Genomic DNA, 23,858 nt, shown 5'->3' on the forward strand with positions numbered 1-23,858 from the left:
TCTCATGACCGTTGTGGCGCCGCAGGAGCTCGAACCACCCCGCCGATTCCGGGCGTCACCCGACCGTGGCCGGAGGATCGGTCGACCGCTGCGCGCGTATTGGCGTCTGCGTGAGCCGACGGCCGAGGAGATGTCGCTGCTCGGCCGACGGCTGATGATGCGCGACGAACCGGCGGCGGCGCTGGTCGCGGCGATGCGCCTACCTCGGGAGCATCCCGATCGTGTCTCGATGCGCGCGGTCCACCGAGCCCTGCAGGACGGTGTCCCCGACGACGCACCCACCGCGTTGCGCGAGTTCTTCACCCGCGTCGAGGCCACGCCGTCGTGGGTCGATCCGGAACTCGTCGAGTATGGCGCGCAGGTCTTCCGACGGTTCGGGCGCAACGCCAACGACGTCCTGCTCGCCCTGTCCCTGATCGGCGGCTACCGCTTCGGCGGGCCGGTCGACCTGCTCGCCGAGACCGGCGGACTGTCCCGCAGTACCGCGACACGTCGACTCGGGGAGACCCAGACGTGGGCGATCGCGGTGGGCGCACCCGGCGGCATGGCCCGCGACGGCGACGGCTGGAAACTCACCGTGCACGTCCGGCTGATGCACGCGCTGGTCAACGACGCCTTCGAGAAGAACGGCCGCTGGGATGCCACACAGTGGGGGCTGCCGATCAACCAGACCGATCTCGCCTCCACCCTCAACCTGTTCAGTGGTGCGCTCATGATGGGCGTGCGATCCCTCGGCGTGCCCGTCGACGCCGAACAGTCACGCGCGATCATGCACCTGTGGAAGTACGTGGGCTGGCTCGTCGGCGTCGACGAGGACTGGCTGTTCGACCACGAACGCGATCAGCATCAGCTCAGTTACGCGATCCTGTTGTGCCAGACCGGGGTCACCGAAGCGGGAGGTGAGCTGTCCCGGGCATTGGTCGACGCTCAGTCCGAGCTGCATTACCGCCACGCACCCGACCTCGCCGCGCGCTACACGCGGGAACGGTTGCTGAGTATGCTCGAAGGATTCCTCGGACCCCGCGGTATGCGGGATCTCGGCCTGCCGCAACGCCTTCCGTGGGCATTCGGTGCGGCATGGGTGCGCAACACGGTCGGCTATCGGGTAATCGGCAGGACCCCGGTGGCCGACAGTTACCTCGAATGGCGCGGACGCCGGGCCCATGAACTCGCGACCTACCGGCACTTCGGCTCCGATGGCGCCGACATCGGTGCACTGCCCGTGTGAGGTGGTTCCGACGGATCAGCGTGTGACCGCGCGTCGGGCGGCTCGACGCTGTACCCAATAGCGGGCCGCGGCCCGCACGGAGTCCTCGACACCGGCGGGGTACCAATCGAATTCGTCACTCGCCCGCCGGTGATCCATGGGCGACATGCAGTGCATCAACCGCACCGTGTCGACCGACAACCGTTGCGGGGTCCCGGTGATCCGCGATCGGAGGTTGCCGCCGGCGCCGAGTGCGTACATCGCCGGGCGGGGCAACGTCGGTCGCGGGGGCGCGACGCCCGCCTCGTCGGCGGCGATCCGGATGATCTGCCCGAGATCGAGGTAGTCGGCGCTGACGATGTAGCGTTCGCCGATCCGGCCGCCGCGGGAGGCCCGGATCAGTGCCTCGGCGGCGTCGTCGACGCCGACCGTTTCCGCGCACATCCCGCGCAGCCCGAACGGCAACCTGCCCAGGGCGGCACCGGCCACGAAGGCGCCGTGCGGGGTGGGTTTGACGTCACCGGGACCGTAGGTGTTGGAGACGCACATCGCGACCACCGGCACGCCACGTCCGGCGGCGTCGAGCGCCGTACGCTCGCCCGCAACCCGGGACAGCACATAGGCATTCGCGGTCGAGGCCCAGTTGAACGCATCGCGCTCCGACGCCGGCCGGCCCCGCACCCGGCCGATGGTGCACATACTCGAGGTGTAGACGAACCGCTCCAGGTCGTGGCGGGCCGCGACGTCGAGAACTCCGCGCAGGGTCTCGACGTTGGTGCGCCACAGTGGTTTCCGGTCACGAATCCACGCGCGTGTGTACGACGGAGTAGATGACCCGAGTCGCCCCCGACATGGTCCGCGAGACCGCGTCGGCGTCGTCGAGTTCGCCGACGACGGTCTCGACGTCGAGGCCGTCGAGCATCGAGGTGTCGGAGCCCGGTCGCACCATCACCCGCACCGCCGCGTTGTGCACGGTACCCGTCTGATCGCTGTTCGCCTGGTTCAGGAGGCGACGGACCACCCGCGACCCGAGGAAGCCGGTGGCGCCGAACACCGTGGTGACGGGCCGGCTCACCGGGGCATCTCCGGCGCGAGGTCGGCGAGCGCGACAGCGGCGCGATGCGCCATGGCGGCGAACATGGCGTCACCGCGGGCGGTCGGGCGGGCGGCACCGGCACCGAACACCACGATCAGCGGCGCCTGGATGAGATTGCCGAGATAGTCCGCCCAACACGCCTCGGCGGTGTAGTCGCGCACCCCGAGTTCGACGAGACGCCGATGGTAGGCGGCGACGATGTCACGTTCGTGTGCGCGCCGGTCCTCGACGTCGAGGCTCGTGACGAGCAGAAAGGCGATGTCACGCAACGCCGATCCCGTGGTGATGGTTTGCCAGTCGACGACGGTGACCGCGCCGTCCGCCCCGAACAGCACGTTGTCGATCCGCATGTCACCGTGGATGAGCGAGGTGTGCGAGGTCGGTGCGACCAGCCAGGCGCCGGCATGCTCGAGTAGCCAGTCCAGCAACTCGTTCTCCGCCGCACCCGGGCGGAACCGGTCGCGGTACTGGGCGGTCATCGGTGCGAGGACCGAATCCATCAGCTCACGGTCGTCGGAGGTGGGCAGGGGAAAGCGTTGCAGCAGAGCGGGATCGTTCCAGCGGGGAGCGTGCAGCTCGGCGGCCGCGACGGCCACCGCCCGGGCCTGCCCGGCGGTGCAGCCGGCGATCTGATCGCCCTGTCGCGCCGCACCCATGTCCTCGAGAAGCACCACGAACTCGCTGCAACTCTCCGAGAGTGCCGAGGCGTAGCAGGCGGGGACGGGGACGGTGACACCTGCGGCCAGTTCGCGATAGAACGCGACCTCGTTGCGGAACGCACCCGAGGCGAATTCGCGTTGACCGGGATCCCCGGTCGCCAGTTTGGCGATCATGGTCGACGGCAGCTCGGCCGGTCCGTCGAATGTCATTCGGAGGCGCAAGGATTCGGCCATCTGCCCGGTGCCGACCGGTGTGGCCTCGACGGTACGGACCGCGGTGTGGTGACCGGAGCCGGCCAACAACTCGGTGAGCAGTGCCGGCGTGAGGTGCTCGACGGCGGTGGGGATGTCGGTGAACGTCATGAATGGTGTCCTCGGCCGGGATTGGCGGGCAGCGGGCGTCGCGGACGGCGTCCCAGCGTGCGATACGCGCCGACGATGTCGTCGATCTCGGTGGGCGCCACGCCGTGCAGGATCACCGAGTCGACGCCGAGATCGAACTGGTCGGCGACCGCGACCGCACAGGCCCGTGGCGATCCGACCGCACAGTCGGCCACCCACGAGTCCGGGATGGCGCCGGCCAATTCATCGAGTTGCGCCGCGGTGGCGCTCGCGTCGATCGGTCCACGGGCGTCGGTGAATGCGGTGGTGGACCGGATGCGATCCAGATCGGTGGTGTCCCAACCGTTCGCGCCGACGAGCACCTCCGGGTAGCCCTGGAGATAGGTGGCGAGACGCCCGTACAAGCGGCGTGATCGGTCGTCGGCGTCGAGGTCGTCGGGGACGGTGGCCAGCACCGACCAGATGCGTACCGACGCCGGGTCACGGCCGGCCGCCTCGGCCGCGGTGCGCACACGGATGACCGCGGCACGGGTGGCGTCGGCGGTGAGAAAGGTGTGCAGGACAACGCCGTCGGCGATGCGCCCGGCGAGGTCGAGCGTCCTCGGCGACATGGTCACCAGCAGCACCGGCGGTGGCGGATCGAGTGTGATGCCCAGGGACAACAGGGGATACGAGCCGGACGGTCCGTCGTGGCCGACGACCAGCTCACCCGACCACAGCCGGCGCAGCACGCCGACCGCGTCCTCGATGCCTGCGCCGGTGATCGTCGGCAGGCCGAGGATCTGCCACTGCGGCGTGATCCCGCGCCCGAGCCCGAGCGCGAACCGCCCCGACGACACCTCGTCGAGCGTGGCGGCCATGGTCGCGGTGACGATCGGATGGCGGGTGGTGTGATTGGTCGCCGCGGTGGCCAGACCGAGTCGGGTGGTCGCCGCCGCGAGCGCACCGCACAACACCGCGGCGTCCTTGACGTTGAAACGTTCGGAGACGAATGCCGTTCCCAGGCCCAGACGTTCGGCATGCGCCGCCTCGTCGACGAGTTCGGCCGGACGCACCGGATGCCGGGACAGCGCGTAGTAGCCGAGCTCGGTCAGCTGCGGACGGTCGGTGTCGGGGTCCGGGATGGCAGGGCCTGGGGTGACCGGAACCGCACCGGTCATGCCGGTGCCGGGGTCGCGGTCGACACGTGGTAGCTGTGCGCGCGGGCCGGGCGCACCCAGAGCGTTCCGTCGCCGGGGACCGCACCCTCGGACTTCAGTTGCCGTTTGACGATCTTGTTGGTGGCCGTCGTCGGGAGCGTCGCGGCGATCCGCACATATCGAGGCCAGGCCTTGGGGGAGAGATCGGGTTGCGCGGCGAGCGCGGTGGCGAACTCGTCGGGATCGATGGTCGCGTCGTCGTCGAGCACGACCGCCGCCATCACCGCGTCGCCGACCCGGTCGTCGGGGACCCCGTACACGGCGACCTGACTGATCCCCGGGATACGTTGCAGGACACGCTCGATGGGGCCGGCGGTCATGTTCTCGCCGTCGACGCGCATCCAGTCGCCGGTGCGGCCGGCCAGATAGATCCAGTCGTTGTCGTCCTTGTAGGCGAGGTCACCCGACCAGTACATGCCGTCGCGGAGCCGTTCGCCGGTGGTGGCCTCGTCGTTGTAGTACCCGGTGAACATGCCTGCGCCCGAGGTGTTCACGAGTTCACCGATGGCCTCGTCGGCGTTGATGAGGGCGCCGCCCGCGTCGAAGCGTGCGCGTGCGCATTCGGTGGTGGTGGCCGGATCGTACACGGCCACACCGGGAAAGCCCTTGCCGATGGAGCCGGTCGGGGTTCCGGGTTCACGGGTGACGATGATGGCGAGCTCGCTCGACCCGTAACCGTCCCAGACGCTGCAATCGAAACGCCGGGCGAAGTCGGCGATGTCCTGATCGGTGGCCTCGTTGCCGAAGGCGGCGCGCAGCGGATTGTCGGCGTCGTCGGGGCGTTCGGGGGTGGCGAGGATGTAGGCGAGTGGTTTGCCCACATAGTTCATGAACGTGACGCCGTGGCGGCGAACATCGTCGAGAAAGGTCGACGCGGAGAAGCGGGCCGGGACGATCGCCGCGCCCGCCGAGGCGGCGACGCTGTATCCGCCGAGCAGTGCGGCGGAGTGGAACAACGGCATCGACAGATAGCAGATGTCGTCGGAGGTGATGCCGAATTTGTCCACCAGTGGCGGGCCGGCGAAGGGAATCAGCATGTGCGCCAGCCGAACCGGCTTGGGATTACCGCTCGTTCCGGAGGTGAAGATGAGCATGAACGGGTCCATCGCGCCCGGCGTCGAGTACGGAACCAACTCGCCGGCCGCGTCGACGCGACGCGTCCATTCCTCGCCGGAGGTGTCGAGGACGGTGACCCCGGGCGGCTCGAGTCCGGTGAGGAGATCGCGGTGTTCGGCGTCGGTCAGCAGGATCTGGCAGTCGGCGCGGACGATGTCGCCGGCAAGCGCCTCGCCGCGGCGCGTGTTGTTGATGCCGGCGGTGACGTAGCCGCCGAGGGCCCCGGCGGCCAGCGCGGTCAACATGGTCGGGGTGTTCCCGAGCAGGGTGCCGACGTGCATCGGCCGCTGCGGGTCGGCGAGGGAGAGCACCGCCGAGGCCATTCGGCGAGCGTCGGCGATGTGGTCGCGCCACGTCCGGCGAATGTGGTCGTCGATGATGGCGACATTGTCGTCGTCGGCGCGTTCGAGGAGGAGCTGGGTCACGGTCTCGGCCATGCCCCAAATCTAGAACGTGTTCCACCACAGTGTTTACAGATTTCCAGAATTGTCTACTGGATCGTGGTGCGGTTCCGCCGCAACCCGCCGACGGCGCCCTCTCCGACGCCGACGGCGCCCTCGGACGTGCCGACAGCGCCCTTGCTGACGCCGACGGCGCCCTCGGAGGTGCCGAGAGCGCCGTCGGGTGAGGTATCAGCGCTGGATCGTCGCGGTTCCGGGGGAGAGGGTGAAGGTGTCGCCGCCCTTGCCGAGCACGGTCACCGTGAATTCCAGGGTGCCCGGGCCGGTCTTCAGCCCCGGGCTGAGTGCGGGTTTGCCCGCCGAGCATGCCGGGAAGGTGGCATCGTCGCTGGTGTGAGCCGAGGTGTTCTTCCAGCTCACAGCCACTTTCGCGTCGCTGAGCGAGGTTGCGCAGGCGTCCTTGGGCATGGGTTCGAGCCAGACGACGGTTGAGTCCGTGCCGGTTGCCGCTGCCGCGAGCGGAGCGACGAACGCGCCGGTTGGTATCGCGCCCGTGCGGCTGACTCCGATGGTCGGTGTCTGCTGCGACGCGTCGAGGGTGCGGACGTCCTGTGGGGTGGTCTGTGGGGCCGCGGCAGCGGTGCCCGCAGCCAGTGGAGCGATCGCGCATGCTCCGAGGGTCAGACATGCGCCGATGGCGGCGCGTCGGTGAGTGAACTTCATCTGCAACATTGGTAACATCAGCCCCTTTCGTACCAAACCATAGCAGTGCGACCATACGCCGACAACGGCGCGAAGGTCCCGTCGTGTGCGTCGAGGTCAGCGGAAGTGGACGTCGGCGACGCCCTCGCACAGCAACAATCCGTCGTGTGCGGTCATGCGTGCGGCGAAGGCTGCGATGCGACGCCCCGTCTTGACCGGGGTCACCTCGACGATGACGTCCCCGCCGTGCACCGCGGGTGACCGGAAGAACCCGACCGACATGTCGGCGACGCGATACTCGCCGCCGGCCGGGGTCAGCGCCTGTCCGGCGAACGAGAAGGCCTGTCCGACGATGGTGGCGATGACGCCGCCGTGCATCGTGCCGAAGAGATTGCCCATCCATGGCTCGGTGGTCGCCGTGAACCGAATGGCGCCGTCGTCGCCGACGAGATCGACGCCACCGTTGAGCAGGGTGGTCAGCGGGCCGGCGTCGCGCACCCGGGCAGAGATCTGGGCAACCACGTCGCGCCCGTCGAGTGTGGGTGGTATTGCCTCCGGAAGTCGAACGCCGTGGGCGTCAGCGCAATTAGGGACGTCGTGCAGCGGGGTTTCGGTCGTGCCGTCGGTGGACGCCCGCCCGACGCGCATGTTCCGTGCCGTCCCGATACAGCACAGCCGGCCGGACTCGGTCCGGATCTGCACCGGGGTCACGCCGGTGTGATCGTCGTGCATCGCGGTCTCCGCGTCGCAGGTGAGTCGGTCGTCGACGTCGACGTGGCCGAGTGTCGACATGGTCAGCCGCGCCTGCATGCTCAGCGCGCCGGACCGCGCGCCCGCGAGGTGGAAGGGGATTCCGCCGATGTGGTCGAACAGGACCCCGAACGCCGGGAGGTCGATCCGGCCCCGGTGGTCGGCGAACCGTGCGCACAGTTGTTGTTGCGCGCTCACCTGGGTTCCGGACACCGTCAGGTTGCCGACATGAAACACCGACAGCGGGTCGTGAACCGTCGTGGAGCTGGGTGACAGATCGGTCATCGCTCAGTCCTATCACCCGATCTCGGCGACGTCCGTGTGGCATTCGCCCGTTGTGACGCAGGTCGCGAAGGGGTGGCGAATCGGCGAGGAAGGCGCCGTCGCGGATCTGGCGGGCGCTGTCGGCGAGGGGAAGAGCGCTGTCGGCGAGGGGAAGAGCGCCGTCGCGGGAAAACAATCATGCGTGCTTGATTTTTTGGCGCCGACGTGTGACGCTGGTCGCATGTCGCTCGTGCAAGAGGTCGTCGCCGACCTCGCCGCCGCCTCTGCCGAACTCGATGACCTGGTCGCCGACCTCGATGGCCAGGCCTTCTCGACCCCCACACCCGCGCCCGGGTGGACCATCGCCCACCAGATCGCGCATCTGGGGTGGACCGATGAGGTGGCCGCGGTCGCCGCCACCGATCCGGCGGCGTTCGCCGAGATCGCCCGCGAGGCGATGAAGGATCCGGCCGGCTTCGTCGACGCGGCCGCGGAGCAGGGGGCGCAGATGTCTCCCGCCGACCTCCTCGCGCACTGGCGGACGGCACGTGAGTCGCTGGAGCGCGCGCTGCTCGCGGTGCCCGAGGGGACGAAGATCCCGTGGTTCGGCCCGCCCATGTCGGCGACCTCGATGGCCACCGCTCGGCTGATGGAGACGTGGGCGCACGGCCTCGACGTCGCCGATGCGCTCGGCGTGCGCCTTGCGCCCACCGACCGCATCAAGGCGGTCGTGCACATCGGGGTACGCACTCGCGATTTCGCCTATGTCGTCAACGGGAGAACGCCTCCGGCCACACCGTTCCGCTTCGAGATCACCGCTCCGTCGGGGGCGCTGTGGACATGGGGGCCCGCCGACGCCACCGATGTGGTGCGCGGCCCGGCCGTCGACTTCTGTGAACTGGTCACCCAGCGTCGTGCCCCGGCCGACCTCGACCTCGAGATCGTCGGTGACGACGCCCGTGAATGGTCCACGATCGCACAATGTTTCGCCGGGCCGCCCGGCGCCGGGCGGGAGCCCTCGGTGACCCCCGCTCCCTCGACGGAAGGTCGATAGATGACTCCCAATCCAGTCCGTATCGGTAATGCGTCGGGTTTCTACGGCGATCGCTTCTCGGCGATGCGGGAGATGCTCGAGGGCGGTGAACTCGACTACCTCACCGGCGATTACCTCGCCGAGCTCACCATGCTCATCCTCGGCCGCGATCGTCTCAAAGAACCGAACACCGGCTACGCCAAGACATTTCTGCGTCAAATGGAGCAGTGTCTCGGCCTCGCCGTCGACAAGGGCGTGCGCATCGTGTCCAACGCGGGTGGTCTCAATCCACACGGCCTCGCCGTCGCCCTGCGGGAACTCGCCGAGAAGGTGGGCGTGAACGTCGGCGTGGCCTTCGTCGACGGCGACGACCTGGTCGACCGCGCCGCCGAGCTGAACTTGGGAACACCGTTGACCGCCAACGCCTACCTCGGCGCCTTCGGTATCAAGACCGCACTCGACGCCGGCGCCGACATCGTCGTGACCGGCCGGGTCACCGACGCCTCGCTCACCGTCGGCCCGGCCGCGAGCGCCTTCGACTGGGGATACGACGACCTCGACGCGCTCGCCGGCGCGGTCGTGGCCGGACATGTCATCGAATGCGGCGCCCAGGCCACCGGCGGCAACTACGCGTTCTTCACCGAACTCGGCCTCGCCGACTCGCCGCGTGCCGGGCATCTGGGCTTCCCGATCGCCGAGATCGCCGCCGACGGTTCCTCGGTCATCACCAAACATGCCGGGACCGGAGGTGTAGTGACCGTGGGAACGGTGACCGCGCAACTGCTGTACGAGGTCGGCGGACCGCGCTACCTCGGCCCGGACGTCACCACCCGGCTCGACACCATCACCCTCGCCCAGCAAGGCCAGGACCGCGTGGCGATTACCGGGGTCCGTGGTGAGGCGCCACCGACGACCACCAAGGTCTCGCTCAATCATCTTGCGGGCGTGCGCAACGAGATCACCATGATCCTCACCGGCCTTGACATCGAGGCCAAGGCGGAGCTGTTCAAGAGTCAATTCCTCGCGGCGCTGCCCACCGAGCCCGAACAGATCACCTGGGAGCTCTCGCGACTCGACCGCGACGATGCCGCCACCGAGGAGCAGGCCTCGGCACTGCTGCGCTGTGTCGCCCGCGACCCCGACGCTGCCACGGTGGGCCGGGGATTCTCTTCGGCTGCAGTTGAGTTGGCGTTGGCCAGCTACCCCGGATTCAGCATGACCGCACCGCCCGGGCACGGTTCTCCGTACGGGGTGTTCGAACCCGGTTATGTCGACGCTGCGGTCATCGAGCATCGGGTTGCGTTGCCCGACGGCGTGGTCGAGCGCATCGAACCCAGCCCGCTGCGCACGGCTGTCGAGGGCGACGAGCCGGTCAACCGCGTGCCCGGCGGCGCCGCAGCCGATCCCGAGCCCACCGGGATGATGCCGCTGGGTACCCTAGCCGGAGCGCGCAGCGGCGACAAGGGCGGCAGCGCGAACATCGGTGTGTGGGTGCGTGATCCGGACCATTTCGAGTGGCTTGACGCCACACTCGACACCGACCTGCTGACCACACTGCTGCCCGAGGTTGCCGGCCTCACGGTGCGCCGCTATCGGCTACCCAACCTACTCGCGGTCAACTTCGTCATCGAGGGAGTGCTCGGACGTGGGGTCGCCGACAACGTGCGCTTTGATCCGCAGGCCAAGGGGATGGGTGAGTGGCTGCGCTCGCGGCCGGTTCCGATCCCGTTGAGGTTCCTCGAGAATTCCACCAGCCCGACAACAACCGCTCAGGACTGAACACATGCCGATCACCAATGACATCTGGGACAGCGATGAACGACGCGCGTTACGGGAGACCGTGCGTGGCTTCGTGAACCGTCATGTCCTTCCCGCCCAGGACGAGTGGGAGAAGACGGGCGAGATCCCGCGCGAGATCCACCGGGAGGCTGCCACACTCGGCTTGTTCGGGCTGGGCATACCCGAGGAGGTCGGTGGAAGTGGCGGCGATCTCGTGGACGCCTCGATTCTCGGTGAGGAACTGCATTACGCAGGTGCCGCGGGCGGCGTGTTCGCGTCGCTGTTCACCCACGGAATCGCCCTTCCGCATCTGATCGCCGCCGGGGACCCCGCCCAGATCGACCGATGGGTTCGTCCCACGCTGGCCGGTGAGATGATCGGCAGCCTCGCGATCACCGAACCCGGCGGCGGCAGCGACGTCGGGCATCTGACCACGCGTGCTGCGCGCGACGGTGATCACTACGTGGTCAACGGTGCCAAGACCTACATCACCTCGGCGGTGCGCGCCGACTTCGTGGTCACCGCCGTCCGCACCGGCGGCCCCGGCGCCTCCGGCGTGTCGCTGCTCGTGATCGAGAAGGGCACACCGGGATTCACCGTCACCCGCAAACTCGACAAGATGGGCTGGCGGTGTTCGGACACCGCCGAACTGTCCTTCGTCGACGTGCGGGTGCCGGTGGAGAACCTGGTGGGACCGGAGAACTCGGGATTCGCCCAGATCGCCGCGGCCTTCGTCACCGAACGATCCTCGCTGGCGGTCCAGGCCTACGCCAGTGCGCAACGCTGCCTGGACCTGACCGTGGACTGGGCGCGGCAGCGGGAGACCTTCGGCAAACCCATCATCGCGCGGCAGTCGGTGCAGGACGCGCTGACCGAGATGGCCCGTCGGATCGACGTCGCCCGCACCTACACAAGGGCGGTCGTCGAACGCAAGATCGCCTCCGGCGACGACCTCATCGCCGAGGTGTGTTTCGCCAAGAACACCGCCGTGGAGACCGGACAATGGGTGGCCGACAAGGCGGTTCAGCTCTTCGGCGGGCTCGGTTACATGACCGGCACCGAGGTGGAGCGGCAGTATCGCGACATGCGAATCATCGGGATCGGCGGTGGCACCACCGAGATCCTGACCGGCCTGGCGGCCAAACGACTGGGTTACCAGCAGTGAGGGGAAGCATCCGATGACGGCGATCCGTTCCACGCTCGACACGGCGAGCGAGGCATATCAGACCAACCGGGAGGGCCTGCTCGGCAAGCTCGACGACCTGCAGGCCGAGCTCGACAAGGCGCTCGCCGGCGGCGGTGAGAAGAACATCGCACGACACCGCAAGCGCGGCAAGATGATCCCTCGGGAACGTATCGAGATGCTCATCGACGAGGATTCGGCGTTCCTCGAACTGTGTCCGCTCGCGGCGTACGGCTCGGACTTCACCGTCGGCGCCTCGGTGGTGACCGGCATCGGGGTCGTCGAGGGTGTCGAATGCGTGATCGTGGCCAACGACCCGACCGTCAAGGGCGGCACGTCCAACCCGTGGACCCTGCGTAAGATCCTGCGCACCAACGACATCGCCCTGGCCAACCGGTTGCCGGTGATCTCGCTGGTGGAGTCCGGCGGTGCGGATCTGCCGACTCAGAAAGAGGTCTTCGTCCCGGGCGGGCGGATGTTCCGCGACCTGACCAGGCTCTCGGCGGCCGGAATCCCCACGGTGGCCATCGTCTTCGGCAACTCCACGGCCGGCGGGGCCTACGTGCCGGGGATGAGTGACCACGTCGTGATGATCGAGAACGCGTCGAAGGTGTTCCTCGGCGGGCCGCCGCTGGTGAAGATGGCCACCGGTGAGGACAGTGACGACGAGTCCCTCGGCGGCGCACAGTTGCACGCACGGCAGTCGGGGCTGGCCGACTACTATGCCGCCGACGAGCAGGACGCGCTGCGGATCGGACGACGCATCGTCGCCCGCCTGAACTGGCGCAAATCCGGTCCGCGGCCGGTCGCTGAGGTCAGCGAACCACGGTATGACGCCGACGAATTGCTCGGCATCGTGCCGGGCGACCTGAAGATCCCGTTCGACCCGCGCGAGGTGATCGCGCGCATCGTCGACGACAGCGACTTCGACGAGTTCAAACCCGAATACGGCAACTCGCTGTGCACCGGGTGGGCGCGCATCCATGGCTATCCGGTCGGCATCCTGGCCAACGCGCAGGGAGTGCTGTTCAGCCAGGAATCACAGAAGGCGGCCCAGTTCATCCAGCTCGCCAACCGCTCGAACACACCACTTCTGTTCCTGCACAACACCACCGGCTACATGGTCGGCAAGGAGTACGAACGTGGCGGCATCATCAAGCACGGGTCGATGATGATCAACGCGGTCTCGAACTCCACGGTGCCGCACCTGTCGGTGCTGATGGGCGCCAGTTACGGTGCCGGGCACTACGGTATGTGCGGGCGCGCCTTCGATCCCCGTTTCCTGTTCGCCTGGCCCAGTGCGAAATCCGCGGTCATGGGCGCCGCACAACTGGCCGGTGTCATCTCCATCGTGTCCCGCGCGGCGACCGAGGCGCGCGGCGGTGTGGTCGACGAGGCCGCCGATGCGGCGATGCGGCAGATGATCGAGGCGCAGATCGAGACGGAGTCGGTGCCGGCGTTCCTGTCCGGAATGCTCTACGACGACGGGGTGATCGACCCGCGTGACACCCGTACGATTCTCGGGCTGAGCCTCTCGGCGATCCACAGTGCACCCGTCGAGGGGACGTCGAACTTCGGCGTCTTCCGGATGTGAGGACTTTCATGACCGCAAAACAGGACACCGCAGAACAGAACAGGACCGTGGAGCCCGCCATGACCGGCACCATCTCGCGCGTACTCGTCGCCAACCGCGGCGAGATCGCCTGCCGCGTGTTCACCACCTGCCGGGCGATGGGTATCGGCACCGTCGCGGTGTACTCCGACCCCGACGCCGGCTCACCGCATGTCCGCGCGGCCGACGTGGCGGTCCGGTTGCCCGGATCGACCTCGGCCCAGACGTATCTGCAGGGCGAGAAGATCATCGCCGCCGCCCGCGCCGCGGGTGCCGACGCGGTTCATCCGGGTTACGGATTCCTTTCGGAGAACGCCGACTTCGCCCAAGCGGTGCTCGACGCGGGCCTGATCTGGATCGGACCGCCGCCCGCGGCGATCTCGGCGATGGGCTCCAAGGTCAACGCCAAGAAACTGATGGCCGATGCCGGTGTGCCGGTCCTCGGGGACATCGATCCGGCCGCGGTCGCCGACTCGGACCTGCCGCTGCTGATCAAGGCGTCCGCCGGTGGCGGTGGCCGCGGCATGCGGATCGTCCGCGATCTCGCCGACCTCACCGAGCAGGTCGACGGGGCCCGGCGCGAAGCGCAGTCGGCGTTCGGCGATCCGACGGTGTTCTGCGAACCGTATGTCGAACGCGGACACCACATCGAGGTGCAGGTGCTCGCCGATTCCCATGGTGCGGTGTGGGCGGTCGGGGAGCGGGAGTGCTCGATCCAGCGCCGCCATCAGAAGGTGGTGGAGGAGGCACCGGCCCCGCTCGTCGAGCGGGTGGGCGAGGCGATGCGTGAGAAGCTCTACGCCGCAGCCCGAACCGCGGTCGAGGCGATCGGCTACACCGGCGCCGGAACCGTCGAGTTCCTCGCCGACGAGTCCGGCCGATTCTACTTCCTGGAGACCAACACCCGCCTGCAGGTGGAGCATCCGGTGACCGAACTGACCACGGGCACCGATCTCGTCGAGTGGCAGTTGCGGATCGCGATGGGCGACCACCTCGACGTCGAGGCGCCACGCGCTCGCGGCGCGGCGATCGAGGTGCGTCTCTACGCCGAGGACCCCGCGGCCGGATGGCAGCCCCAGTCGGGGCGGGTGCACGCGTTCGGTATCGGCGCCGCAACGACTTTCGGTCCACTGTCGCGACCGGGGGTGCGGGTGGACTCGTCGATTGCCGGCGGCTCGGAGATCTCCACCTTCTACGACCCGATGCTGGCGAAGGTCATCGCGTGGGCGCCCACCCGGGGGCGGGCGGCGGCGATGCTGGCCGGTGCATTGGCCGACGCCACGATCCACGGTCCGATCACCAACCGCGATCTGCTGGTGAACATCCTGCGCGATGCCACCTTCCTGTCCGGGCTCACCGACACCGGCTATCTGGACACCGTCGGACTCGACGCACTGGCGGCGTCGTCGGCCGGCGACGACGAGGTGGCCATGGCCGGCATCGCGGCCGCACTGGCCGATGCCGCGGCCAACCGCGCTGCCGCCCGGGTGCAGGCCGGCCTGCCCTCCGGGTGGCGCAACATGGCCTCGGGGTATCAGACCAAGGCCTATCTGCGCGCCGACGACACCGAGGTCCGGGTCCGGTACCGCAACGGCCGCAACGGTATCGAGCTGCCGGATGCGCCGGAGTTCTCGGTGCTCGCGGCCACGCCCGAGGCCGTCGTGCTCACCGACCGCACCGGCCTGCGGCGTGAACTGCGCGTGTCCCGGTACCGCGGCGGGACCGATCGGACCGGAGCGGATTCCGACGATGTCTTCGTCGACGGCCCCGGGTGGGCGGTGCATCTGCGCCGTGCGCCACGATTCATCGATCCCACCGCCGTGCAACGCCCGGGATCGCTGCTGGCGCCGATGCCGGGCGCGGTGATCAGAGTGGCTGTCGCCGAAGGTGATCGGGTGACCGCCGGACAGCCGTTGATCTGGCTGGAGGCGATGAAGATGGAACACACCATCTCCGCGCCCGCCGACGGCGTCGTCACCACGCTGGCCGTCGAACCCGGCCGCCAGCTCGCGGTCGGCGACGTGCTCGCCGTCATCGGCGAGGAGACGAGTCCCGAGAACTCCAGCCCAGACAACACCGGCCCGGACAACACCGGCACCGCCACGAATGCCACACCGATCGAATCGAACGAGGGGAACACGCCATGAGTTTCATCGAAAGCCCCGAGCGGGCCGAACTGCGCGCAGCGGTCGCCGGTCTGGCCGGCAAGTACGGCCAGGAGTACTTCCGGGAGTGCGCCCGCGAGGGACGCAAGACCGACGAGTTGTGGCGTGAGGCAGGTGAACTCGGGTTCATCGGGGTCAACCTGCCCGAGGAGTACGGCGGCGGCGGTGCCGGCATGTACGAGCTGTCGATCGTGATGGAGGAGATCGCCGCCGCGGGCACCGGTCTGCTGATGCTCGTCGTGTCACCGGCCATCTGCGGCAACGTCATCGCCCGCTTCGGCACCGACGAACAGAAGCAGCGATGGCTGCCGGGCCTGGCGGACGGCTCGATCACCATGGCATTCGGTATCACCGAACCCGACGCCGGATCCAACTCGCACCACATCACCACCACCGCGCGCCGCGACGGATCCGACTGGATCCTCAACGGCCGCAAGATCTACATCTCCGGGGTCGACCAGGCGCAGGCGGTCCTCATCGTCGGACGCACCACCGACGCCAAGACCGGCAACCTCAAGCCGTCGCTGTTCATCGTGCCGACCGACACACCCAACTTCGAGTACAAGCAGATCGACATGGAACTGCAGAACCCGGAGAAGCAGTTCCTGCTCTACCTCGACGACGTCCGGTTGCCCTCGGATGCACTCGTCGGCTCCGAGGACGCCGCCCTGAGTCAGTTGTTCGCCGGGCTGAACCCGGAGCGGATCATGGGTGCGGCGTCGGCGATCGGGATGGGACGTTTCGCGCTGGGCAAGGCGGTCGAGTACGTCACCGATCGCACCGTGTGGAAAACCCCCATCGGCGCGCACCAGGCGATCGCACATCCGTTGGCGCAGGGCAAGATCGAGCTGGAGATGGCCAAACTGATGATGCAGAAGGCCGCCACGCTCTACGACTCGGGGGATGACTGGGGTGCGGCCGAACCGGCGAATATGGCGAAGTACGCCGCGGCGGAGGCGTGTGTGAAGATCGTCGATCACGCGGTGCACTCGCTCGGCGGGAACGGGTTGACCACCGAATACGGTCTCGCGCCGATGCTGTCGCTGGCCCGGATCGCCCGGATCGCCCCGGTCAGTCGTGAGATGATCCTGAATTTCGTGTCCCAGACCAGTCTGGGTCTGCCCAAGTCGTACTGACCCGGATACGCCTCGAACGAGACACCGAACCCCGACCGACACCGCCGACGAAGGACCCGACGTGACCGATCAGCAGACCGAAGTCGTCCACCGCGTGATCGCGGACGGCATCGCCACCCTCACCCTGGACTCGCCGGCGAACCGTAACGCCCTGGGCACCGCCCTCGTCGCCCAACTCCTCGACGGGCTCGTCCACGCCGGGGGCGACCCCGACGTACGCGCGGTGGTGCTCACCCACACCGGCAACACGTTCTGTGCCGGAGCCGATCTCGGCGAGGCGCTGGCTCGCGGTGCGAGTGTGGAAGAGGCGTCGGCGGCCGGGACCGAGGCGATGCTGGGGGTGCTCCGGACGATCCTGGAACTGCGCAAACCGGTCATCGCCCGCATCGACGGGCACGTGCGGGCCGGCGGGCTCGGGCTGATCGGCGCCTGTGACATGGTGTTCGCCGGTCCCGCATGCAGTTTCGCGCTCACCGAAGCGCGGCTGGGATTGGCGCCGTCGGTGATCTCGGTGGTGTTGCTGCCGAAGATGACCGCACGGTCCTCGGGCCGCTACTATCTCACCGGTGAGACGTTCGACGCCGCCGTCGCCGAACGCATCGGACTGATCACGCAGGCGCACAACGGTGTCGACGACCTCGACGCCACGCTCGGCGCCGTGCTGAGAGGTATCGGCAAGGCCTCGCCGCAAGGACTGGCCGCGTCGAAGGAACTCACCACGGCGCCGGTGCTAGCAGCCTTCGATCGCGACGCACAGCGACGGGCGGCCGAATCGGCGGCGTTGTTCGGCAGTGACGAGGCGCGCGAGGGAATGACGGCGTTCCTGTCGAAACGGCGTCCCGCATGGGATCTCACCGCGGGCCTGGCGCCGTGAGCTCGGGGGCACGTGCGGCCGGTCCGCGCGAACCGCAACAGGAGCGCTCGAGGCTGACCCGGGAACGGCTCCTCGACGCGACCATCGACGCGCTGGCACGCGACGGGTGGTCGGCGGCAACGGTGGCAGCGGTGGCCGAGCGCGCCGGGGTGTCCCGGGGCGCGGCGCAACACCACTTCCCGACGCGGGAGGCGTTGATCACCGCCGCGCTCGAGGAGATCTTCGAGGACATGACCGAATCGGCGTCGGCGGCCAAAGCCGAACTGCCGGAGGGAGACGCGCGGGTGGCCGCCGCGATCGACCGTGCCGTCGAACTGTATACCGGCACGGTGTTCAAGGCAGCCCTGCAGGTCTGGGCCGCCGCCGCGTCCGATCCGGCACTGCGTCGACTGATCCTGCCGATGGAGGACAAGTTCGCCCACGCGGCGCACCGCATGACCACCTCGATGCTCGATCCCACCGGCACCGATCCGCGGGTGCACCGGATCGCGCAGGTCACCCTCGACCTCGCCCGCGGTCTCGGTCTGGCCGACACCCTCTCCGACGACTCCGCACGACGTGCGCAGGTCGTCGCCGCATGGACCGAGATGGTCTCGGCGGCGCTGCAGACCCCGAACTGAACTGCGCACCCCGAACTGAACTGCGCACCCCGAACTGAACTGCGCACCCCGAACTGAACTGCGCACACCGAACTGAACTGCGCACACCGAACTGAATTGCGCCGAGCGGGCACCCGATTCCGTCGACCAGACGCTGAGAATCGCCGACCGGGCTCAGCCCCGCTCGACGTCGAGCAGGTACTCGCGCACCCGCTCGCGGTGGCGGTGAACCCAGCTCACCGCGAAACGATGCGCCAGCGTCCACATCAGCGCGGTGATGATCACGGCCATCGCGACGCAGACGAGGAAGTCGATGGTCGACAGCTCGCGGTCCCAGCCCAGGCGCCGGGACAGCCGCCAGATCGTCACCGGCAGCGCGACGATCAACCCGAAGGCCACCGGATAGAGCGTGTAGGGCAGGACCAGCAACACGAGCCACCGCAGGATGACCTGTTTGAACTGCCGGCGGTGTTCCCATCGCCAGCGCAGCGACCGCAGATGGTAGGGGAACATGATTCCCACCAGACTTGTCATGGCCAGCGCACCGAGGGGAACGACGGCGACGGCGAGAACCACCTCGGTGGTGAACACCCAACTGCGGTCGCCCACGAGCGAGATGATGATCGCGAGCGTCGCGCACGCCGGTCCGATCAGAAGCCACAGCCCCAAGGCCTTGGAGCGCAACAATTCGGCGAAGGCACGCGGGTCGTCGAGGCTCGACAACACCCGCTCGCGGTCGGGGGCGAGCACGTTGGTGGCGCACACGTCGGCGTACATCCAGCCGGCGAGGGCGTACGGAAGGCCCTCGGGGCCGGTGAAGGTGAAGAACCAGGTTCGCGGGAGCGCGAACCACAGGACGAACACCATCGCCGAGTTGAACGCGAGCATCAGCAGGGTGTCGGTCGGATTGGTCCGGATTCTGCCGAGTTCGGTGCGCACCGCGGCGAGTGTTCCCGGACTGATCACGCGATCAGCGTACCCAGGGCTCGACGGTCACCGACATGGAACGACCCGGACGCACCAGCGGGGGCGTGGTACGTCCGGGTCGGGTCGGTGGACGCCGAATTGCTCAGCTGTCGTGGATGATCACTCCGCGAATGTTCTTGCCGTCGCGAAGATCCTGATAGCCCTCGTTGACCTGATCGAGCGTGTAGGTCTGCGTGATCAGTTCGTCGAGCTTGAGCTGCCCGGCGTCGTAGAGGCGCAGCAGTTTGACGATGTCGTACTGCGGGTTGGCCGAGCCGAACAGCGTGCCCTTGATCGTCTTCTGGTTCAGGACCAGATCGGTGCCCGACAGATGCACGGTCAGCTTGGTGGGATCGGCGAGGCCGGTGATGACCACGGTGCCGCCCTTGCCGATCACCGCGGCCGCGTTGGTGACGACCTCCTCGTCGACGGTGCCGACCAGGATCAGTGCCTGATCGGCACCCTGACCCCAGGTCAGCTCGTTGACCTTGGCCGCGGCCTCCGCGGCGTCGGCGAAGGCATGCGTCGCCCCGAACTTGATGGCCGTATCCCGCTTCAGCGCAACCGGATCGACGACGACGACGTACTTGGCGCCGGCCGAGACCGCACCCTGCACGGCGTTGATACCCAGCCCGCCGATGCCGTAGATGACGACGGTGTCGCCGGCGCGTACCCCGCCCGCGTAGACCGAGGTGCCCCAGCCCGACGGGACGCCGCAACCGACCAGGACGGCCTTGTCCAGCGGCAGCCAGTCATCGACCTTGACCACCGAGTGCTGGCTGATGGTGGCGCGTTCGGAGAATGTGCCCAGCATGCACATCGCACCGAAATCGTCCTTGCCGGAACGGAATCGGAACGATCCGTCGGGCATCGAGCCTTCCAGAATGGTGGCGCCCATGTCGCAGAGGTTCTGCCGGCCGGTCGAGCAGTAGCGGCAGGTGCCGCAGTTGGGGATGAAGCTGCAGACGACGTGGTCGCCGACCTTGACCTTGGTGACGCCGGCGCCGACCGCCTCGATGATGCCCGAACCCTCGTGCCCGCCCACGATGGGATAGCGCGGCGGCAGGTCGCCGTCGGTGAGGTGCAGGTCGGAATGGCACAGTCCCGCAGCTGTGTACTTGATCAGTACCTCACCGTCGCGGGGCTCCTCGAGATCGAGTTCGACGAGTTCGAAGGGCTTGCCCGGGCCGGTGAGGACGGCGGCCTTGGTGGTGATGGTCATCGACTACTCCTATGTGGTTGATGAGAATTGAACAGAGAGCGAAAGATGTTGTCGCAGTTTGTATTTGTCACAGAGAGGAACTATCACAGAGCGACGTTGACGGCCTTGGTCTGCGTGTACAGATCGATCGCCGAGCCGCCGAGTTCGCGGCCCCACCCGGACTGCTTGTAGCCGCCGAACGGCATCGCGGTGTCGAAGCCGTTGTACTGGTTCACCCACACCGAGCCGGCCTTGATCGCCCGCGCGGTCTTGTGGGCCTTGGACAGGTCCTGGGTCCAGATCCCTGCGGCCAGACCGTAGATGGAATCGTTGGCCGTCGCGGCGACACCGGTGTCGGCGTCGAAGGGCAGGGCGGCGACGACGGGGCCGAAGATCTCCTCGCGCACGATCGAGAAGTCCGGTTCGACGTCGACGAACACGGTCGGCTCGATGAAGAATCCCTCGTTGCCCCAACGCTTTCCGCCGGTCAGGGCGCGAGCGCCGTCGGCGAGGCCGGCCGCGAGGTACCCGGAGACCCGATCGAACTGCTCCTGGCTGACCAGCGGTCCGAGTTCGGTGGTGGGGTCCAGGCCCGGCCCGATCTTGGCCTGCGAGGCGGCCTCGGCGACCGCGGCGGTGAAGTCGTCGAAGATGGGGCGCTCGACGAACAGGCGGGTACCGGCGACGCAGCACTGGCCGTGATTGAACATCCACGCCGCCACCGACCCGGCGACCGCCTTCTCGAAATCGGCGTCGGCGAACACGATGTTGGGGCTCTTGCCGCCGAGTTCCAACGACACCTTCTTCAGGTTGCCCTTGGCCGCGTCGACGATCTTCTTGCCGACCTCGGTCGAACCGGTGAAGGCGATCTTGTCGACGTCGTCGTGGGCCGAGAGTGCCGCGCCCGCATCGCCGAAACCGGTGACGATGTTGACCACGCCGGGCGGGAAGCCCGCCTCCTGGAAGACCTCACCGAGCAGCAGGGCGGTGAGCGGGGTCTGCTCGGCCGGCTTGAGGATCACGGTGTTGCCGGCGGCGAGTGCGGGTGCCAGTTTGAACGACGCCATGAGCAGCGGGAAGTTCCACGGCACGATGAGCCCGCAGACGCCGACCGGCTCGCGCAGCGTGTACGCGTGGAACTCGCCGCCCGGGACGAACGGCATCGAGACGTTCACGGTCGAGCCGGTGATCTTGGTGGCCAGACCCGCGTTGTAGCGGAAGATGTCGGCCGACCAGTTGGTGTCGACGGCGGTCGCGATGGTCGCGGCCTTGCCGTTGTCGAGGGCCTCGAGCTGGCCGAACTCCTCGGCGCGTTCGGTGAGGATGTCACCGACCCGCCACAGCAGACGTTCCCGCTCGTTGGGCTTCATCCGGACCCACGCGCCCTCGTCGAATGCGGCGCGGGCCGCGCGCACCGCACGGTCGATGTCGGCGGCACCGCCGTGGGCGACGCTGGTGATGGGGCGGGCGGTGGCGGGATCGATGGTCTCGAACGTCTGCCCGGACTCCGCCGACACCCACTCACCCCCGATCAGCATCTTCTTCTCCGACGAGATGAAATCCCGTACGCGGGGGAGGAGGTCGGTTGCGACGGCGGTCATGGGGTCTCCTGCTCGACTCAGTGGTGAAGGAAGGGGGCGAACATGGCGGTGTCATCAACGATGGATCATTTGTGACGGGGGTCATATTCGGTCCTGCTTCTATTTCTGCCACCGCATGGGTCGGGCGAGATGTACAGAAACTGAACACCGTGCTGGACAGGTGCCGACAGCGGCAGCGCGATCACGGGGTGGATCGACGTGTCGGGAGCAGACGATGCTCTCCGGTAGCCGTGGGCTCGCCTCAGATCCCGAGCGCCCGCATCCGCGCGTACAGCGTGGTCCGGGAGATCCCGAGTTCCCGGGCGGCCTGAACCTTGTTGTGCGAGCAGCGTTCCAACGCGTCGATGATCGCCTGACGCTCGGCCTGTTCGCGACCGGCGAGATGCGCGGCGCGGCTTGTGGTGCGGTACCGCTCGGGGAGGTCGGCGACCTCGATCGTGCGCGCCGAGCGGGACCGGCAGGTGGCCACCGCCTCGTCGAGCACCGACACCAACTCGGTGAGGTTGCCCAGCCACTCCTGACTGAGCAGGCAGTCGGTGGCCCCGCCCGACAGGGCGGTGTCCGGTGCGAGGTCGGCGACGATGCCGCTGGCGATTGCGGCGAGCTCGGTGCTGCGCTGGCGCAGCGGCGGCAGGTCCACCCGACGCGGGCAGTGCCCGATGAGAGCCGCGGCTCCGGCGCCGAGTTGCGCCGGCGGACCGGTCACCACGATCACCGGCGCGGCCGGTGTCGCCCGGCCCGCGGCATGGCGGAGCAGGATCAGCGAACGGTCGTCGAGGAGTTCGGCGCCGTCGACGACCAGCGCCACCGACTCCGCGCGGCACCGGGCGAGCACCGCTGCGATGTCCGGCGCGGTGCCGTCGATGAGGGCGTCGGCGATGTCGACGACGATCGGTGGTCGGTGACCGCCGCCGAGATCGGCGGCCAGCGCCCGGGCCGTCGTGCTGCGCCCGGTACCCGGCTCACCGGTGATCGCGATGCCCGCGGCCACCGAGGCCGGGCGGGCGGGGGTGGGGGTCGAGCCGGCACCGACGGTCAGCGGCCGCAGGTGGAACAGCGCCGCACCATGGGTTCCCGCCACCGGCTCGACGAGGATCTCCACGGCGGTGCCGCCGGCCAGGGTCAGCGACAGGGTGGTCGGGTGCAGCGCCGGGTCGGCCACCAGCGCCCGCAGCGCACCGAAGTCGGACGCGCAGAGTAGTTCGGCCGCAAGGGTATTGGTGAGCTGGATGTCGTCACCGATGGCGGCGACCGCCACGTCACGGCGCGGGGCGGCGCGCTGGAATGCGTCGAGCACCCGTCGTTGATGCGAGCGAGAACGATCGAGGAGCCGGTCGGCGATGTCGGCGACGATGCCGTTGACGAACGGCACCGCCAACGGGTTGGTGTTGTCGGCGACCTCGGTCATGCACAGACTGCCCACGAGGCGACGGGTGGCCGGATGGATGATCGGCTGACCGAAGCAGCTGAGTCGCTTGAACTTCTCGAGATAGTGCTCGGACCCGTTGACCATCACGCCGCGTCGGATCTCGACGGGCGTACCGAGCGCGGTGGTGCCGACCGCGGCTTCGCCGAAGGGCACCCCGCTGGCGGCGCCCGCGCCGTCGAGTGCGCGCTCGATGGTGGTGCCACCGGTGACGCGGGAGACCATGCGGCATTCGTGGTCGACGAGCAGTAGCGACATCTCGCTGCCGACGATCCGCGAGGCGGCCTCGTCGAGGACGGGCCGGGCGGCGTCGAGGAGCGGGTCGGCCGAAGAGATGTCCACCGGTGCGGGCAGCACATCGCGATCGGGGCGGATTCCGGACAGCGCCGATCGCCGCCAGGACGCTGCGATGACCTGTCGGCCGGGGGTCCGATGGTGAGGGTCGGGGCGCGCTGCCGCTGTTGTGTCGATGGTCACAACGATGGCACATGTCGGGGTGCGCGCGAAAGGCGCCGGACCGCCCGCACGGGTCCCGAGTCCTGGTGCT

19 protein-coding genes and 1 pseudogene are annotated in these 23,858 nt (G+C 68.4%); 10 read left to right on the plus strand and 10 right to left on the minus strand.

What is annotated here, in order from left to right:
• Positions 1–4 precede the first annotated feature (4 nt).
• Entirely contained in the window at positions 5–1,228 is a 1,224-nt protein-coding gene (locus QNM97_RS04400) for an oxygenase MpaB family protein (RefSeq protein ID WP_283821767.1), read from the plus strand.
• Between the two features lie 15 nt (positions 1,229–1,243).
• Here QNM97_RS04400 and QNM97_RS04405 read toward each other — a convergent pair.
• The 4 genes and pseudogenes from QNM97_RS04405 to fadD1 all read right to left on the minus strand — a co-directional run bounded on the left by QNM97_RS04405 (position 1,244) and on the right by fadD1 (position 6,056).
• Positions 1,244–2,282: pseudogene (locus tag QNM97_RS04405) on the minus strand (NAD-dependent epimerase/dehydratase family protein).
• Positions 2,279–3,325, minus strand: a complete 1,047-nt coding sequence (locus tag QNM97_RS04410) for a phosphotransferase (protein WP_283821768.1) — start codon at positions 3,323–3,325, stop codon at positions 2,279–2,281. The pseudogene QNM97_RS04405 and the gene QNM97_RS04410 overlap by 4 nt, the downstream one beginning before the upstream one ends.
• Positions 3,322–4,464, minus strand: coding sequence for a TIGR03857 family LLM class F420-dependent oxidoreductase (locus tag QNM97_RS04415; protein WP_283821769.1), 1,143 nt, complete (start codon positions 4,462–4,464; stop codon positions 3,322–3,324). Before QNM97_RS04415 ends, QNM97_RS04410 begins: the two co-directional genes overlap by 4 nt.
• Positions 4,461–6,056: a fatty-acid--CoA ligase FadD1 gene (fadD1, locus tag QNM97_RS04420; RefSeq protein WP_283821770.1), complete on the minus strand. Its 1,596-nt coding sequence runs from the start codon at positions 6,054–6,056 to the stop codon at positions 4,461–4,463. The genes QNM97_RS04415 and fadD1 overlap by 4 nt, the downstream gene beginning before the upstream one ends.
• Positions 6,057–6,085: 29 nt before the next feature.
• On the opposite strand from fadD1, the gene QNM97_RS04425 reads away from it, so the two are divergent.
• Positions 6,086–6,247 (plus strand): hypothetical protein, encoded by a 162-nt coding sequence (locus QNM97_RS04425; protein WP_283821771.1) that lies wholly within the window; start codon positions 6,086–6,088, stop codon positions 6,245–6,247.
• Positions 6,248–6,251: 4 nt separating this feature from the next.
• Here QNM97_RS04425 and QNM97_RS04430 read toward each other — a convergent pair whose 3' ends face one another.
• Together QNM97_RS04430 and QNM97_RS04435 are read right to left on the minus strand one after the other, a co-directional pair.
• A complete protein-coding gene (locus QNM97_RS04430) occupies positions 6,252–6,743 on the minus strand; it encodes a hypothetical protein (RefSeq protein ID WP_283821772.1) in 492 nt (163 codons plus the stop codon).
• 96 nt (positions 6,744–6,839) lie between these two features.
• The gene (locus QNM97_RS04435; protein WP_283821773.1) at positions 6,840–7,757 is read right to left on the minus strand and encodes a PaaI family thioesterase; all 918 of its coding nucleotides are present in this window, start codon (positions 7,755–7,757) and stop codon (positions 6,840–6,842) included.
• Positions 7,758–7,977: 220 nt separating this feature from the next.
• Here QNM97_RS04435 and QNM97_RS04440 point away from each other — a divergent pair, with 220 nt between their 5' ends.
• The 8 genes from QNM97_RS04440 to QNM97_RS04475 all read left to right on the plus strand — a co-directional run bounded on the left by QNM97_RS04440 (position 7,978) and on the right by QNM97_RS04475 (position 18,138).
• Positions 7,978–8,790, plus strand: a complete 813-nt coding sequence (locus QNM97_RS04440; RefSeq protein WP_283821774.1) for a TIGR03084 family metal-binding protein — start codon at positions 7,978–7,980, stop codon at positions 8,788–8,790.
• Entirely contained in the window at positions 8,791–10,548 is a 1,758-nt protein-coding gene (locus QNM97_RS04445) for an acyclic terpene utilization AtuA family protein (protein ID WP_283821775.1), read from the plus strand.
• Between the two features lie 4 nt (positions 10,549–10,552).
• Entirely contained in the window at positions 10,553–11,713 is a 1,161-nt protein-coding gene (locus tag QNM97_RS04450; RefSeq protein WP_283821776.1) for an acyl-CoA dehydrogenase family protein, read from the plus strand.
• Positions 11,714–11,726: 13 nt separating this feature from the next.
• Positions 11,727–13,325, plus strand: coding sequence for an acyl-CoA carboxylase subunit beta (locus QNM97_RS04455; RefSeq protein ID WP_283821777.1), 1,599 nt, complete (start codon positions 11,727–11,729; stop codon positions 13,323–13,325).
• An 8-nt stretch (positions 13,326–13,333) separates the two neighbouring features.
• Positions 13,334–15,490, plus strand: coding sequence for an acetyl/propionyl/methylcrotonyl-CoA carboxylase subunit alpha (locus QNM97_RS04460; RefSeq protein ID WP_502874987.1), 2,157 nt, complete (start codon positions 13,334–13,336; stop codon positions 15,488–15,490).
• Complete coding sequence (locus QNM97_RS04465) at positions 15,487–16,644, plus strand: acyl-CoA dehydrogenase family protein (RefSeq protein WP_283821778.1); 1,158 nt, start codon at positions 15,487–15,489, stop codon at positions 16,642–16,644. The genes QNM97_RS04460 and QNM97_RS04465 overlap by 4 nt, the downstream gene beginning before the upstream one ends.
• A 61-nt stretch (positions 16,645–16,705) precedes the next feature.
• The gene (locus tag QNM97_RS04470; RefSeq protein ID WP_283821779.1) at positions 16,706–17,518 is read left to right on the plus strand and encodes an enoyl-CoA hydratase family protein; all 813 of its coding nucleotides are present in this window, start codon (positions 16,706–16,708) and stop codon (positions 17,516–17,518) included.
• The gene (locus QNM97_RS04475) at positions 17,515–18,138 is read left to right on the plus strand and encodes a TetR/AcrR family transcriptional regulator (protein WP_283821780.1); all 624 of its coding nucleotides are present in this window, start codon (positions 17,515–17,517) and stop codon (positions 18,136–18,138) included. The genes QNM97_RS04470 and QNM97_RS04475 overlap by 4 nt, the downstream gene beginning before the upstream one ends.
• Positions 18,139–18,291: 153 nt before the next feature.
• Here the strand turns inward: QNM97_RS04475 and QNM97_RS04480 are convergent, their stop codons facing one another.
• From QNM97_RS04480 to QNM97_RS04495, 4 genes are all read right to left on the minus strand, one after another.
• Positions 18,292–19,083: a hypothetical protein gene (locus tag QNM97_RS04480; RefSeq protein ID WP_283821781.1), complete on the minus strand. Its 792-nt coding sequence runs from the start codon at positions 19,081–19,083 to the stop codon at positions 18,292–18,294.
• 103 nt (positions 19,084–19,186) lie between these two features.
• Positions 19,187–20,305, minus strand: a complete 1,119-nt coding sequence (locus QNM97_RS04485; RefSeq protein ID WP_283821782.1) for an NDMA-dependent alcohol dehydrogenase — start codon at positions 20,303–20,305, stop codon at positions 19,187–19,189.
• Between the two features lie 83 nt (positions 20,306–20,388).
• Complete coding sequence (locus tag QNM97_RS04490) at positions 20,389–21,885, minus strand: aldehyde dehydrogenase family protein (RefSeq protein ID WP_283821783.1); 1,497 nt, start codon at positions 21,883–21,885, stop codon at positions 20,389–20,391.
• A 241-nt stretch (positions 21,886–22,126) separates the two neighbouring features.
• Entirely contained in the window at positions 22,127–23,788 is a 1,662-nt protein-coding gene (locus QNM97_RS04495) for a sigma-54-dependent Fis family transcriptional regulator (RefSeq protein WP_283821784.1), read from the minus strand.
• Between the last annotated feature and the right edge of the window lie 70 nt (positions 23,789–23,858).

This window comes from Gordonia sp. L191 (genome assembly GCF_030077625.1).
In the GTDB taxonomy this organism is placed as follows: Bacteria; Actinomycetota; Actinomycetes; order Mycobacteriales; family Mycobacteriaceae; genus Gordonia; species Gordonia polyisoprenivorans_A.

Coding starts and splice junctions, on each gene's coding strand:
- QNM97_RS04400 (WP_283821767.1), top strand. CDS start 5: ATGACCGTTGTGGCGCCGCAGGAGCTCGAACCACCCCGCCGATTCCGG.
- QNM97_RS04410 (WP_283821768.1), bottom strand. CDS start 3,325: ATGACGTTCACCGACATCCCCACCGCCGTCGAGCACCTCACGCCGGCA.
- QNM97_RS04415 (WP_283821769.1), bottom strand. CDS start 4,464: ATGACCGGTGCGGTTCCGGTCACCCCAGGCCCTGCCATCCCGGACCCC.
- fadD1 (WP_283821770.1), bottom strand. CDS start 6,056: ATGGCCGAGACCGTGACCCAGCTCCTCCTCGAACGCGCCGACGACGAC.
- QNM97_RS04430 (WP_283821772.1), bottom strand. CDS start 6,743: ATGAAGTTCACTCACCGACGCGCCGCCATCGGCGCATGTCTGACCCTC.
- QNM97_RS04435 (WP_283821773.1), bottom strand. CDS start 7,757: ATGACCGATCTGTCACCCAGCTCCACGACGGTTCACGACCCGCTGTCG.
- QNM97_RS04440 (WP_283821774.1), top strand. CDS start 7,978: ATGTCGCTCGTGCAAGAGGTCGTCGCCGACCTCGCCGCCGCCTCTGCC.
- QNM97_RS04445 (WP_283821775.1), top strand. CDS start 8,791: ATGACTCCCAATCCAGTCCGTATCGGTAATGCGTCGGGTTTCTACGGC.
- QNM97_RS04450 (WP_283821776.1), top strand. CDS start 10,553: ATGCCGATCACCAATGACATCTGGGACAGCGATGAACGACGCGCGTTA.
- QNM97_RS04455 (WP_283821777.1), top strand. CDS start 11,727: ATGACGGCGATCCGTTCCACGCTCGACACGGCGAGCGAGGCATATCAG.
- QNM97_RS04460 (WP_502874987.1), top strand. CDS start 13,334: ATGACCGCAAAACAGGACACCGCAGAACAGAACAGGACCGTGGAGCCC.
- QNM97_RS04465 (WP_283821778.1), top strand. CDS start 15,487: ATGAGTTTCATCGAAAGCCCCGAGCGGGCCGAACTGCGCGCAGCGGTC.
- QNM97_RS04485 (WP_283821782.1), bottom strand. CDS start 20,305: ATGACCATCACCACCAAGGCCGCCGTCCTCACCGGCCCGGGCAAGCCC.
- QNM97_RS04490 (WP_283821783.1), bottom strand. CDS start 21,885: ATGACCGCCGTCGCAACCGACCTCCTCCCCCGCGTACGGGATTTCATC.